Source organism: Streptomyces sp. NPDC058459 (assembly GCF_042721685.1).
Taxonomy (GTDB): domain Bacteria; phylum Actinomycetota; class Actinomycetes; order Streptomycetales; family Streptomycetaceae; genus Streptomyces.
Map to the genome: position 1 here is coordinate 80019 of NZ_JBHXLV010000004.1, position 13905 is coordinate 93923.

General features: G+C 72.4%; 9 protein-coding genes. 2 read left to right on the forward strand and 7 right to left on the reverse strand.

The annotated features are described in order from the left end of the window. The first annotated feature begins 136 nt into the window (after positions 1-136). Positions 137-5521 (forward strand): pullulanase-type alpha-1,6-glucosidase, encoded by a 5385-nt coding sequence (gene pulA / locus ACFWN1_RS02055; RefSeq protein ID WP_384357167.1) that lies wholly within the window; start codon positions 137-139, stop codon positions 5519-5521. A gap of 4 nt (positions 5522-5525) precedes the next feature. Here the strand turns inward: pulA and ACFWN1_RS02060 are convergent, their stop codons facing one another. The 5 genes from ACFWN1_RS02060 to ACFWN1_RS02080 all read right to left on the reverse strand — a co-directional run bounded on the left by ACFWN1_RS02060 (position 5526) and on the right by ACFWN1_RS02080 (position 10822). Next, entirely contained in the window at positions 5526-6215 is a 690-nt protein-coding gene (locus tag ACFWN1_RS02060) for a TetR/AcrR family transcriptional regulator (RefSeq protein WP_384357169.1), read from the reverse strand. A gap of 68 nt (positions 6216-6283) precedes the next feature. Next, positions 6284-7348 carry a PDR/VanB family oxidoreductase gene (locus ACFWN1_RS02065; protein ID WP_384357174.1) on the reverse strand — a complete coding sequence of 355 codons (1065 nt, stop codon included), beginning with the start codon at positions 7346-7348 and terminating at the stop codon, positions 6284-6286. Further along, complete coding sequence (locus tag ACFWN1_RS02070; protein ID WP_384357176.1) at positions 7341-8243, reverse strand: metal-dependent hydrolase; 903 nt, start codon at positions 8241-8243, stop codon at positions 7341-7343. The genes ACFWN1_RS02065 and ACFWN1_RS02070 overlap by 8 nt, the downstream gene beginning before the upstream one ends. A 79-nt stretch (positions 8244-8322) precedes the next feature. Then, complete coding sequence (locus tag ACFWN1_RS02075) at positions 8323-10245, reverse strand: hypothetical protein (protein WP_384357178.1); 1923 nt, start codon at positions 10243-10245, stop codon at positions 8323-8325. Positions 10246-10315: 70 nt separating this feature from the next. Beyond that, entirely contained in the window at positions 10316-10822 is a 507-nt protein-coding gene (locus ACFWN1_RS02080; RefSeq protein WP_384357180.1) for a tetratricopeptide repeat protein, read from the reverse strand. Between the two features lie 133 nt (positions 10823-10955). Between ACFWN1_RS02080 and ACFWN1_RS02085 the strand changes: the two genes are divergently transcribed. Then, positions 10956-11363 carry a hypothetical protein gene (locus ACFWN1_RS02085; protein ID WP_384357182.1) on the forward strand — a complete coding sequence of 136 codons (408 nt, stop codon included), beginning with the start codon at positions 10956-10958 and terminating at the stop codon, positions 11361-11363. A 124-nt stretch (positions 11364-11487) separates the two neighbouring features. On the opposite strand, the gene ACFWN1_RS02090 is transcribed toward ACFWN1_RS02085, so the two are convergent. Further along, on the reverse strand, positions 11488-13047 hold the full coding sequence (locus ACFWN1_RS02090; protein WP_384357184.1) for a DUF1996 domain-containing protein: 1560 nt from the start codon (positions 13045-13047) through the stop codon (positions 11488-11490). A gap of 137 nt (positions 13048-13184) precedes the next feature. Continuing rightward, positions 13185-13905 (reverse strand): reductase (locus tag ACFWN1_RS02095; protein ID WP_384357186.1); only part of this gene is annotated, 721 nt, incomplete at its 5' end.

A 13905-nucleotide genomic window follows, 5' to 3' on the forward strand; every position in this document is an offset into this window, starting at 1 on the left:
GCTGAAATTTCTTTCTTCACGTTTCACAAGTCTTGCTGCAAGGCTTTCGGCGGCGGTACGGTCACGCCGCGTCCGGCGGCGAAGCCGAGCCGCTGGCCGGACTCGAACGAGCCGTGAGCGCAAGGAGTTTGTGCCTGTGAGACCGATCTGGCAGACACGCCGCATCCCCTGTGCCAGGAGAGCGGCGGCCGTCGTCGCAGCGGCCCTCGCCGCGACCCTGGTGACGCCCCTGTCCGCCCACGCGGACGCCCCGCCCCCACCTCCGTCGGACGCCCGCCTCGCCGCCGAGCCCGCCCGGCACGACGACACACGCGAGCAGTTCTACTTCGTCATGCCGGATCGTTTCGCCAACGGCGACCACTCCAACGACCGCGGCGGGCTGACCGGTTCGCGGCTGAACACCGGCTACGACCCCACCGACAAGGGCTTCTACCAGGGCGGCGACCTCAAGGGCCTCACCCGGCGCCTGGACTACATCAAGGGGCTGGGCACCACGGCCATCTGGCTCGCCCCGATCTTCAAGAACCGTCCCGTGCAGGGCTCGGGCTCCGACGCCTCGGCCGGCTACCACGGTTACTGGATCACCGACTTCACCCAGGTCGACCCGCACTTCGGCACCAACGCCGACCTGAAGGGCCTGATCGCCGAGGCGCACGCCAAGGGCATGAAGGTCCTCTTCGACGTCATCACCAACCACACCGCCGACGTGGTCGACTACCGGGAGAAGTCCTACGACTACCTCTCCAAGGGCGCCTTCCCGTACCTGACCGAGGACGGCCGCCCCTTCGACGACTCCGACTACGCGGACGGCCGGAAGAAGTTCCCGGCCGTGGACGCTTCGTCCTTCCCGCGCACTCCTCGCAACCGCGCCGAGAGCAAGGTCCCGGCCTGGCTGAACGACCCGGCGATGTACCACAACCGGGGCGACTCCACCTTCGCGGGCGAGTCCGCCGAGTACGGCGACTTCTCCGGCCTGGACGACCTGTGGACCGAGCGTCCCGAGGTGGTCAAGGGCATGGAGCGGATCTACCAGCGCTGGGTGCGGGACTTCGCCGTCGACGGCTTCCGCATCGACACCGTCAAGCACGTGAACATGGAGTTCTGGACCCGGTGGGCCACCGCGCTCGACCGCTACGCGGCCGCGCACGGGCGGAAGAACTTCTTCATGTTCGGCGAGGTCTACTCCGCCGACACCTCGGTGACCTCCCCGTACGTCACCCGGGGCCGCCTGGACGCCACCCTGGACTTCCCCTTCCAGGACGCCGCCCGCGCCTACGCCTCCCAGGGCGGCAGCGCCAAGAAGCTGGCCGGGGTCTTCGGGGACGACTACAAGTACACGACCGACAAGGCCAACGCCTACGAGCAGGTCACCTTCCTCGGCAACCACGACATGGGCCGCATCGGGTACTTCCTGAAGCAGGACGACCCGAAGGCGTCCGACGCCGAGATCCTGCGCAAGGACCGCCTCGCCAACCAGCTGATGTTCCTCAGCCGGGGCAACCCGGTCGTCTACTACGGCGACGAGCAGGGCTTCACCGGCTCCGGCGGCGACAAGGACGCCCGCCAGACCATGTTCGCCTCCAAGGTCGCCGACTACCTGGACGACGACGAGATCGGCACCGCCCGCACCCACGCCCGCGACGCCTACGACACCGAGGCCCCGCTGTACCGGGACATCGCGGCCCTCGCGGGGCTCCGGAAGGCCGACCCGGCCCTGACGGACGGCATACAGACCGAGCGGTACGCGGCCGACGGCGCCGGCGTCTACGCCTTCACCCGCACCGACGCCCGCACCGGTGCCGAGTACGTCGTCGCCCTCAACAACGCCGCCGAGGCCCAGCGCGCCACCTTCACCACCGGCTCGGCGGGCATGGCGTACCGGGGGATCTACGGCACGGAGCGCACCGTACGCACCGACACCGGGCGCCGGCTCACCCTGACCGTCCCGGCCGGGACCGCCGTGGTCTACCGGGCCACCAAGCGCCCCGCCGCCCCCGCCACCAGGCCCACGCTCACCCTGACCGCCCCGGCCACCGGAGCCGCCGGCACGGTCGAGGTCGGCGCCGGTGTCAGCGGCGGCGGTCCGAACCGGGTCGTCTTCGCCGCGCAGGTCGGCAACGGGCCCTGGAAGACGCTGGGTTCGGCCGACCACGCCCCGTACAAGGTCACCCAGACCATCGGCGGCGACATCCCCGCCGGCACCGCGCTGCGCTACAAGGCCGTGGTGATCGACTCGGCGGGCCGCACCGCGAGCGCCCTCGCCACCAGCACGACCGGTACCGCGCCCGCCCCCGAGCCGCCCGCCGCCTCCCGCGACTACGCGGTGGTGCACTACAACCGGGCTGATGGCGACTACGCGAACTGGGGTCTGTACGCCTGGGGCGACCTCGCGGACGGCGAGGCCACCGAGTGGCCGTCCGCCCACCCCTTCACCGGCCGTGACGCGTACGGCGCCTTCGCCTACGTCAAGCTCAAGCCGGGCGCGTCCAACGTCGGCTTCCTGGTCATCGACAAGAACGGCGACAAGGACGTCTCCGCCGACCGGAGCATCGACGTCACGAAGACGGGTGAGGTCTGGCTGGAGCAGGGCAAGCCCGAGGTGCTGACCGAGCGCCCGGACCACCCGGCCCAGGACCCGGGCAAGGCCGTACTCCACTACCACCGCGCCGACGGGAACTACGACGGCTGGGGCCTGCACACCTGGACCGGTGCCGCGAACCCCACCGACTGGTCGAAGCCGCTGACGCCGGCGAAGACCGACGCCTATGGCGCGGTCTTCGAGGTGCCGCTCACCGAGGGTGCCACCAGTCTCAGCTACATCCTCCACAAGGGCGACGAGAAGGACCTGCCCACCGACCAGTCCCTCGACCTCAAGGCCGGCGGCCACGAGGTGTGGCTGTTGAGCGGCCAGGAGAAGTACCTGCTCCCACAGCCCGAGGGCAGCGCGGCCGCGCTCGACCTGACCACCGCCAAGGCGGTCTGGATCGACCGGGACACCCTCGCCTGGAACGGCGCCGAGGGCGCCGCCTCCACCCAGCTCCTGTACTCCCGCGACGGGTCGATCGCCGTCAAGGACGGTGCGTTGACCAGCGACGACGAGCGCTGGCTGCGGCTGGCGAAGGGCACGCTCACCGACGCCCAGAAGGCGAGGTTCCCGCACCTGAAGGACTACACCGCCTGGACCGTCGACCCCCGCGACCACGACCGGGTGCGCGCGGCCCTCACCGGCCAGCTCGTCGCCTCCCAGCGCACCGCGAACGGAGCCGTACTGGCAGCGACCGGGGTGCAGATCGCCGGAGTGCTGGACGACGTCTACGCGAGCGCCACGAAGAGCGGCCTCGGCCCGGTCTTCCGGGGCGGGAAGCCCACCCTCTCCGTGTGGGCACCGACCGCCCGGAGCGTCTCGCTGGAGCTGGACGGCGCACTGACCCCCATGCGCCGCGACGACACCACCGGCGTCTGGTCCGTCACCGGCCCCGCGTCCTGGAAGGGCAAGCCCTACCGGTACGTGGTCAGGGTGTGGGCGCAGAGCGTCGGCAAGCTCGTCACCAACTCGGTCACCGACCCCTACTCGGTCGCCCTGACCGCCGACTCCCGGCGCAGCCTCGTCGTCGACCTCGCCGACCGCTCCCTGGCCCCCGAGGGCTGGGCCGGGCTGACCAAGCCGAAGGCGGTGCCGCTGAGGGACGCGCAGATCCAGGAGCTGCACATCCGGGACTTCTCGGTGGCCGACAGGACCGTCCCGGCGCGGCACCGGGGCACCTACCTGGCCTTCACCGACAAGGACAGCGACGGCTCCAGGCACCTGCGCGAGCTGGCGAGGGCCGGCACCTCCTACGTGCACCTGCTGCCCGCGTTCGACATCGCCACCGTCCCCGAGAAGCGGGCCGGCCAGGCCACCCCGGACTGCGACCTGGCCTCCTTCCCGCCCGACTCCGGCAAGCAGCAGGAGTGCGTGGCGAAGACCGCCGCCGAGGACGCCTACAACTGGGGGTACGACCCGTTCCACTACACGGTCCCCGAGGGCTCCTACGCCACCGACCCCGACGGCACCGCCCGAACCGTCCAGTTCCGGAAGATGGTGCGGGCGCTCAACCAGGACGGGCTGCGGGTCGTCATGGACGTGGTGTACAACCACACCGCGGCCGGCGGGCAGGCGGACACCTCGGTGCTCGACCGGATCGTGCCCGGCTACTACCAGCGGCTCCTCGCGGACGGCAGCGTGGCCAACTCCACCTGCTGCGCGAACACCGCGACCGAGAACGCCATGATGGGCAAGCTCGTCGTGGACTCGATCGTCACCTGGGCCAAGGAGTACAAGGTCGACGGCTTCCGCTTCGACCTCATGGGCCACCACCCCAAGGCCAACATCCTGGCCGTCCGCGAGGCGCTGGACGCGCTGACCGTCGCCAGGGACGGCGTCGACGGAAGCAAGATCATCCTGTACGGGGAGGGCTGGAACTTCGGCGAAGTCGCGAACGACGCCCGGTTCACTCAGGCCACGCAAGCGAACATGGCGGGCACCGGCATCGCCACCTTCTCCGACCGGGCCCGTGACGCCGTGCGCGGCGGCGGCCCCTTCGACACGGACCCCGGCATCCAGGGCTTCGCCTCCGGCCTGTACACCGACCCCAACTCCTCGACCGCCAACGGCACTCCGGCCGAGCAGAAGGCCCGGCTGCTGCACTACCAGGACCTGATCAAGATCGGCCTGACCGGCAACCTCGCCGGGTACCGCTTCACCGACAGCGCCGGGAACGACGTCACCGGCGCCGGGGTCGACTACAACGGCTCACCCGCCGGCTACGCGGCCGCCCCCGGCGACGCCCTCGCCTACGCGGACGCCCACGACAACGAGTCGCTGTTCGACGCCCTCACCTTCAAGCTGCCGGCCGGGACGAGCGCGGCCGACCGGGCCCGGATGCAGGTGCTGGCGATGGCCACGGCCGCGCTCTCCCAGGGCCCGGCCCTCTCCCAGGCGGGCACCGACCTGCTGCGCTCCAAGTCGCTGGACCGCAACTCCTTCGACAGCGGTGACTGGTTCAACGCCATCCACTGGAACTGCGCCGACGGCAACGGCTTCGGCCGCGGGCTGCCCCCGGCGGCCGACAACCAGTCCAAGTGGCCTTACGCGAAGCCCCTGTTGAGCACGGTCAAGGTGGGCTGTCCGCAGATCACCGGCGCCTCGGCCGCCTACCGCGAGCTGCTGCGCATCCGCACCACCGAGGACGCCTTCTCGCTCGGCACCACCGGACAGGTGCAGGACCGGCTCTCCTTCCCGCTCTCCGGCAAGGACGAGACCCCCGGCGTGATCACCATGCGCCTGGGTGACCTGGTCGTGGTCTTCAACGCCACGCCGGAGCGGCGGGAGCAGCGGGTGGCCGCCCTCGCCGGGACGGACTACCGGCTGCACCCGGTGCAGGCGTCCGGCACCGACGACGTGGTCAAGTCGGCCTCGTACAGCGCCGGTTCGGGCACCTTCGCGGTCCCGGCGCGGACCGTTGCGGTGTTCACCCGGTAGCCGGTCAGGAGGCCAGTGAGATGAGCCGGGTGGCGAGTTCCGCGAAGGGACCGTCACCCGGCTCGTTCCGCACGAAGGTCCGCACCACGGCGGCCATCTCCGGGTCGTTCGCGGCGCTGACGGCGGCAAGGGCGGCGAAGTCGTGCACCAGCTGCCGTTCCAGCTCCTCGCGCGGCACCCGCCGGCCGTCCAGCCAGATCAGCGCCGTCGACTCCACCAGCGAGATCCATGAGCGCACCACCAGCTCCAGCCGCGCGGGCGCCTCGGTGAGCCCCAGGTGGGACAGGATCTGCTCGTAGGCGGCCTGGCGCACGGAGTCCACGAGCGCGTTGGTGGCCGAGGAGCCGACCGCCGGGCCGCCCCGCATCAGCGCGGAGAAGCCCGGCCCGTGCTCGTCCACGAAGTCGAAGAAGCGGCCCATCACCCGCAGCAGCCGGGCACCGAGCGGGCCCTCGCGCGGCTCCTCGAAGCGGCCCGCCAGATCCTCCGCCGCCCGCGTCAACGCGGCCTCGTACAGGCTGAGTTTGCCCGGGAAGTAGTGGTAGACCAGCGGGCGGGAGATGCCCGCCGCCGACGCTATCTCGTCGATCGAGACCTCGTCGGGCGAGCGCCTGCTGAACAGGTCCAGCGCGACCTTGATCAGCTGCTGCCGCCGCTCCTCGACGCCCATCCTGCGGCGCACCCCGATACCCATGAGTTCAACCTTACCGACCGGCAACGACACTTGGACGATCCGCTTCCGCCCGGCCGCGCTCCCCGCGCTCACAGGTCCAGCACGAGCCGCTCACCCCTGGCGCGGGACACGCAGATCAGCATCGAGTCCTCGCGCTCCCCGTCCGTCAGCAGCTCGTCCCGGTGGTCCACCTCGCCCTCCAGCACCCGCTGCCGGCAGGTCCCGCAGAACCCCTGCTCGCAGGAGTAGAGGGTGTCCGGCAGCTCCCGGCGCACCGCGGCCAGCACCGTGGAATCGGCAGGGACGGTCAACGTCCGCCCGCTGCGCCGCAGTTCCACCTCGAACTCGGTGCCGGCCCCGGCCGCCGTACGCGGCGCGAACCGCTCCAGGTGCAGGGCGGCCCCCTCGGGCAGCGCGGCAGCCACCGCCGCCGTCAGTCCCTCCGGGCCACAGCAGTACACGGCGGCCCCCTCGGGCAGCCCGGCCAGCCACGCGGTGAGGTCGGGGCGCCCGTCCTCGTCCCCGGCCACCACCGAGCACCCGGCCCCGGCCAGCTCCGCCACCTCCTCAAGGAACGGCATCGAGGCCCGCGTACGCCCGCGGTACAGCAGCCGTACGTCCGCGCCCGCCGGGAGCGCCCGCAGCATCGGCAGGAGCGGGGTGATGCCGATGCCGCCGGCCACGAACACGTAGGCGGGTGCCTCGACCAGCGGGAAGCGGTTGCGCGGGCCGCGCACCTCCAGCTCCATCCCCTCGGTGAGCCGCTCGTGCACCTCCCGCGAGCCGCCCCGGCCGTCCTCGGCCAGCCGCGCCGCTACCTCGTACACCGAGGAGTCCGCCGGGTCCCCGCACAGCGAGTACTGGCGCACCAGCCCCGAGGGCAGCACCAGGTCGAGATGGGCGCCCGGCGCCCAGGCGGGCAGGGCGGTGCCCGCCAGGCGGAGCCGCACCACACCGTCCGCGATCCGCTCGTGTCCGGTCACCAGCACCCGCCGCGCCCGCGAGCGGGGGCGCCCGGAGACCGGCGGGTCCAGCGCGGGCAGCGGCCACAGGGGTGACTTCTCCACCCGTCGGCGCAGCGCCCGGCGGGTCAGCAGCCCGGCCCCCACCAGGAGCACGGCGGTGGCGACGGACCGGGTGGTCCGCTCAGGCATCGTGCTCCGCCCTCTGGGCGGCCAGCGCCGCCGGGGACGAGGCGAGGTAGGCGACCGCCTGGGCGGTCGAGCCCTCCTGGGACGGGTGGTAGGCCCGGCTGAGGTAGCGCGGGATCGACCGCAGCAGCGCGCCCGTCGCGGGCAGCGTGCCCCGGCGCCCGCGCGCGTGGAACTCCCGGAACGACGCCTTGCCGTCCACCGGCGTCGGGTCGTGCTCCATGAAGAAGCGGGCCCCGCGCTGCCACAGGAACATCAGCGCCGCGAACGCCAGCGCCCAGGTCCGCACCCGGCGCCGGTAGCCGCCGTCCACGTGCTCGAAGAGGTCGAAGGCGACCGAGCGGTGCTCGACCTCCTCCGCGCCGTGCCAGCGCAGCAGGTCCAGCATGGTCGGATCGGCGCCCCGCCGGTCCAGCTCGGCCGCGTTCAGCACCCAGTCGCCGAGGAACGCCGTGTAGTGCTCGATCGCCGCGATCAGCGCGATCCGCTCCAGCAGCCACCAGCGGCGCGCCCGGCCCGGCGGCAGGGTGCGGTCCCCGAGCAGCTTCTCGAAGAACCAGTCGACCTGCGCGGTGTACGGCGTCGGATCGAGACCCTGCTCCCGCAGATGCGGCAGCACCTCGTCGTGGGCCTGGGAGTGCATCGCCTCCTGCCCGATGAACCCGATGACGTCCTCACGCAGCCGCTCGTCCCGGATCAGCGGCAGCGCCTGCTCGTACACATGCACGAACCACCGCTCACCGGCGGGCAGCAGCAGATGCAGCACATTGATGGTGTGCGTGGTGAAGGGGTCGCCCGGCACCCAGTGGAGCGGGGTGTCCTTCCAGACGAACGACACCTTGCGCGCCTTGAGCGGGATGCGCTCGGCCGGCACCGGCCGGGGCTGCTTGTTAGACATGATGTCAATGTAGTGAGGGGTAGGGCGCCTGAGAACCCCCGTGCACCGCCTTGTCCGGCGAACGGTCGGCAGCGCCGGATCAGTGCAGCCCGCTGATCTTCCGCCCGCTCTCCAGCGTGCCCACCAGCTCGGCCTGGGCACCCCGCTCCGCCTTCGCCACCAGCAACTGCCCCTGACCGGAACCGGTCACCCCGCCCGACGACCGGATCGAGACCACCCCCCGGCTGCCCGCCGCCAGCAGATACCAGTGGCCGCCGCTGGACTTCCACAGCACCCCGGCCAGTACGTGCGGATCGCGCGGCCCGCACGCCGTGGTGTCGGTGCCCCTGGCCACCACCGCCCCGGCCGGCCCGCCCGGTGTACGGAACTGGGCCAGCGCGGCCGTGCCGTCCCCGCGCCAGGTCTCGGCCCGCGTGCACACCCACTCCCCGTCTCCGCTCGCGTCCGGCAGCGGCTGCTCGGCGAACGCCCACGCGTTCACCCCGCGTACCCCGGCCGCCCGCTCCGTCGCCAGCGAGCAGGCGAACGGCGCCCAGTCCCGCAGCCCCCCGGCCCCGGACGCCTCGCCGGCCGCGCCGGGGCGGCCCGCGGTGAGATGGGCGGGCACCAGCTCGCCCAGGTCGCTGGAGAGCTGGGTGCCCGAGCCGTCCGTGAGCTGGAGCACCGTCCACGAGGTGCAGGCGCCCGTCCGCAGCGCCGGGCTGGCCAGCGGGGAGGTGACCCCGTCGGTGAGGGTGAGCGCGGTCGGTGCCGACTCCGGCTTGGTCAGATCCCGCCCGGCCGCCTCCTTCACCCAGGGGGCCGTCAGATAGCGGACGTTGCCGTCGGAGCGGCCGAGCACCAGGGCGCCGGCCTCGGCGCCGGTCGCGCCGTCCACCCGGGCGAAGTCCAGGGCCGCGCCCTCGGTGCCGTCCCTCGGCTCGGCGTAGCGGGCGATGCGCAGACCGTCGTAGAGGATCACCACCCGGGCCGCGTCCACCTCGCCCGCGTACAGCAGTTGGGGCGGGCCGGCGGGGCCGCCGGTGAAGGTGCCGGGGGTCGCCGAGACGCGGACCGTGCCGCCGGGGCGGGCCCAGACCGCCAGCGCGCGGCGCAGCAGGCCGTCGTCACCGGTGAGCGGCCCGCGCGCGGGCCAGACGGAGAAGTCGGTGCGCGCCGACGTCTGCCATGTCGCCGGGGCCACCCGCCGCACCCGGCCGGGGTCGAGCGCGGCCACCGCGGCCGGGTTCTCCGCGTACGCGGGCGCGGCGGCGCCGTCCGGGCCCCAGCCGCCGCCCGGCAGCGCGACCAGCGTGCAGGCCACCGCGAGCGCGGCGGCCGCGGCCAGCGCCGCCTTGGTGTGCTGGCGGCGGCGCATCAGGTCGGTGGGGCGGGCCTGGAGGGAGCAGGCGTCGAACTCGGGGGAGGCGAGCAGCGCGTACCGCGCGGGCACCCCGTCCGCCTCCGCCAGCGCCGACTCGGTACGGGTGACCCCGGCGGCCTTCAGCACCTTGCGCACCTCGTCGTCCGCCAGCCCCTCCAGGCCGCGCAGGACGTACGCGGCACGGGCCGGCCCGGACAGGGCCGACAGCCGCTCGTCCAGGGCGAGTTCGTCGGCGCCGCCGGAACGCGGGAAGAGCCTGAGGCCCCACACCCGGGGGAGCGGGGCGGGCAGCTGGCCCAGCTTGGGGAGGCCCTCGCGCGGCCGGGACGCCTCCAGCGCGCCGCGCAGCACCCGCAGCCGGACGAAGGAGTAGCCGGGGTCGCCGTCCCGCCCGGTCGACTGGGCCGGGATCAGCGCGCGCTGCTTGCGGCCGCGCGGCAGGGCGCGCTGGGCGAGGGCGTGTGCGGTCAGTACCCGGCGCCCCCGGCCGAGGGTGGGCGGGAGCACCAGATAGGCGAGCCGGACCAGCCGCGGGTAGTGCTCGACGAGCGCCGCCTCGGCCCGGCCGACGTCGACGGCCGGGTCCTGGGTCCGGGAGGCTGCGGGTGCGTGGCGGTGGGCTACATCCTGTGACTGCACATCGGGGAGAACGAGCGAGCCGCCCTCAGGTCACCGCCGCCCGGGTGACGTGCGACGGTGACGCCCGGACTCACGCGGGTCCGGTCAGCGCACGGGCGTAGTTGGCCATCGACCGCTGGTAGCGCGGGAGATGGGGGGCGAGCGCGCCGAGCACCAGGGAGAGACCCTCGCGGTCCCGGCCCAGGCTGGACAGGCACAGCGCCAGACAGGCCCGTACCGCGTCGTCCAACTCGTCCGAGTGCGAGTCGAGTTCGGGCGTGAGCAGTTCGACGCCCTCCGCCGCGCGGCCGGTGTTCCGGAGCGAGCTGGCCAGCTGGATCTTCGTCCGGCGTGCCTTGTACGGGCTGGCCTGGGCGAGGCCGTTCTCCAGTGCCGCGCGGTACAGCCCGACCGCGTCGGCCGAGTGGCCGGTCGAGTCGAAGGCGCAGGCCCGCTCGAACAGGCCCAGCGGGCTGTCCCCGGGCAGCTCGGCGGCCAGCTTGTCGATCACCGCCCGAAATCCGGCCGCGTCGTCCTCGGGCCAGGTGTCCAAGGCGGCCCAGGCGGCTGCCACGCGCTCTTCCCAGTCTCGGTCCATCGGGCAACCCTGACAGGAACCAGGGTGGCCGATCAAGGGATTTGAGCACGCGGGGCGTCGCAGCCGTATCCGTTGCGAGGGCCCCGGGGGCCTTCGTGCGGGATGCTTGGCCCCACCAGGACCGGAGGAACAGATGAGGATGACCAGCGCGGTGCTCGTGGGCGCCGTGGTGCTGACGCTGGCGGGCTGCGGCGCGGGCGGGAACGGCACGCGGAAGGTGCCGGTCACCGCGACCGGCAGCCTGGAGAGCCTGGCGGCCGAGGTGAAGTGCCGCCCGGACATGCAGACCGACGCCGACGAGATCCGCCAGGCGCTGTGCAAGAACGCCGACGGCAAGTTCGTCCTCGCGACCTTCGCCACCGACCGGGGGCAGCGCGAGTGGATCAACGACGCGAAGGACTACGGCGGTCACTACCTCGTCGGCCGCAAGTGGGTCGCCGTGGGCGACGACGGCGTGGTCGACGCGCTGCGCGGCACGCTCGGCGGCGATGTCGAGGTGGGCACGGACCACAGCGGCCACGGCGCGAAGCACAGCGGCTGAGCACGAGGCCGGAGCCGAGGGCACGGCACACACGGCGAAGGCCGGTGACGGGAGGTCTCCCGGCACCGGCCTTCTTTCGTGATCCCCCGAGGAGGGGGGTCTTCAGAGGATCACGAGCAGGTGATCAGGCGCACCGCTTGCCGCGGTTCACACAGTTGGCGATCTTGTTGGCAAGGTTGCCGGTCGTGATGCTGATGAAGTCGTCGTGGTCGGTGGAGGGCTTGTGCAGCTGCTCCGGGAAACCGTCCACGGCGTAGGCGTTCTTCACCTGGCCGTTCTCGATGGTCGGCGGGGTGATGTCGTACACCAGCCGCATGGTCAGCTGCGGAATGGCCTTGAAGCCGTTCTGGCAGTTGCCGCCCGCGTCCGCGAAGGCGACGTGGGTGCGGTGGTTGGCGCTGTCGATGTTCTTGCCGTCCCAGCAGCTCTGGAAGGCGAAGGACCGCACGACCTTGCTGCCCTGCGGGCAGATCGGGTACTGCTCGGTCAGCTGGACCTTGTTCTCGAACCCGGTGCAGCTCCAGTGCGCGTTGGCGTTGGCGAGACCGTTGGTGGTGGTCTTGGCGTCACCGGTGATGATCCGCAGGAACTGCGGCATCGCCACGACCTTGCCGGTGGGGCTGCCGACGTACTTGATCTGCGCCTTGACCGGCGTCAGGATCTTGCCGACGTTGCCCTCCTTGCCGCCGCCGTCGTTGTTCTGGTCGAAGTCCTGCGAACCGTCCTGGACGCGGACGACCGGCCAGTAGTACGACGACAGGTCGCTCTTGTTCTGGCAGCTGCTGCCGCCCTGGAGGAACGTGTCGTTGCTCGCGAAGGCGTCGACCTTCTGGTTGCCGACGTAGTCGTGCAGGTGGTGCGCGCCGTTCTTCACACCGGGCGCCACGATGACGTTGTCGGTGTTGTGGTTCTTGTTGGTGTTGACACCGCAGCGCGTCTTGAACGTGCCCCGCGACGCGTTGGCGGCCAGGGCAGGCTTGGCCTTCACGTTCGGCTGGACCTTGGTGATGTCGACGAAGTCGGCCGCGGCGGGGCCGTTGCCGGCCTGGCCGCCGGTGTTCTGGCCGCCCTGCTGCTGACCGCCGTTGTTCTGGCCGCCGCCCTGCTGCTGGCCGCCGGCGTTCTGACCGCCCTGTTGCTGGTCCCCGCCCTGCTGCTCGCCCCCGCTGTTCTGGCCGTCCTGCTGGCCGCCGGCGGTGGTCTGGTTCGCCGGGGTGGCGGTGCAGTTGGCCAGCGTGTCCAGGTCGCCCGGGGCGGTGCCGCCCGCGCGGGTGATCTCCAGCTTGATCCGGCCCAGGATGTTCTGGCGGCGGTCCTTGAGCGGCTGGAGGATGCTGTTCTGGACGAAGCTGGCGTCCTGGGCCTGCGCGTCCCGCGTGGTCGCCAGGCGCTGGTACGCCTCGGTGATCTGGCGGTCCAGGTTGGACAGTTCACCGGCGACGTCGTCGCGGGCCTTGTCCGGCACGTTGGTCAGCTTCTGGCCGACGTCCGGGCAGGAGATCGTGGCCACCTGGGCGGCCGCGGCCTTGGTGCGGTTGCCTCCCCATGCGTCGTTCTTCGACTCATGAGCCGAGGCGTAGAAGTTCGCCCAGATCAGCCCGCCCCCGCCGAGCGCTAGGGCCGCCGATGCGGCGGTGACCTTCATGGCCAGCGGCGAGCGGCGTTTACGTGTGTTGCGTCCCATGGAACTCCTCTGACTTCCTTGCGGGGCAGCTTCGAGGCGCCCGACAGGAGTGAAGCGGCGCCCTTCCATACGAGCGCCGCCTCAGAGGTGTTCACCGGACTCACAAATATTTCTCAGGTCTACCCGCGCTTGATGGGTCAAACCCCTTCTGAACTGCGGGAGTTGGGATTCGCTTTCAGTGCCGCCGCCTCCTTGTCCGCGGGCAACCCCGGCGCCTTGCGGCCCGGCCGCTCGGGCAACCGCCCGCCGATCGAGGTGAGCCAGCGCCAGGTGTCGGCGACCGTCTCGGCCACCGGGCGGCACTTCAGCCCGGTGGCCAGCGCCCGCGACACGTCCCCCCGGTGCACACAGGCCAGCTCGCCGTCCGGGGGCGACCAGACCGGCAGCTCGGTCCACGGCTCGATCCCGGCCGCGAGGATCGTCTCCGGGTCGGTCCAGCGCAGTTCGGCGGCCGAGCCGGTGGCCTCCCGGCACCGCTCCAGCAGCTCGCCCATGGTGGCGTGGCCGGCCTCGCTCACCAGGTCGTACGGCCCGCTCAGCCCCTTGTCCAGCGCGCCCAGCAGCCAGTCGGCCAGGTCGCGGGCGTCGATGTACTGGATCGGCATCTCGCGCGGACCGGGCGCGAGCACCTCGCCGCCGCGTGCGATCCGGGTCAGCCAGTAGGGGAGGCGGCCCACGTTCTCATGGGGGCCGAGGATCAGTCCGGCCCGGACCAGCAGGCTGCGGCCGGCGCCGAAGGTCTCCACGGCGGCCAGCTCCCCGCCCCGCTTGTCCGCCCCGTAGTCGGTGGCCTCCGCGTCGGCGGCGCCCTCCACGAGCGGGGCGGCCTCGGCGAGGCCGCCCCGGGTGGGCCAGGGC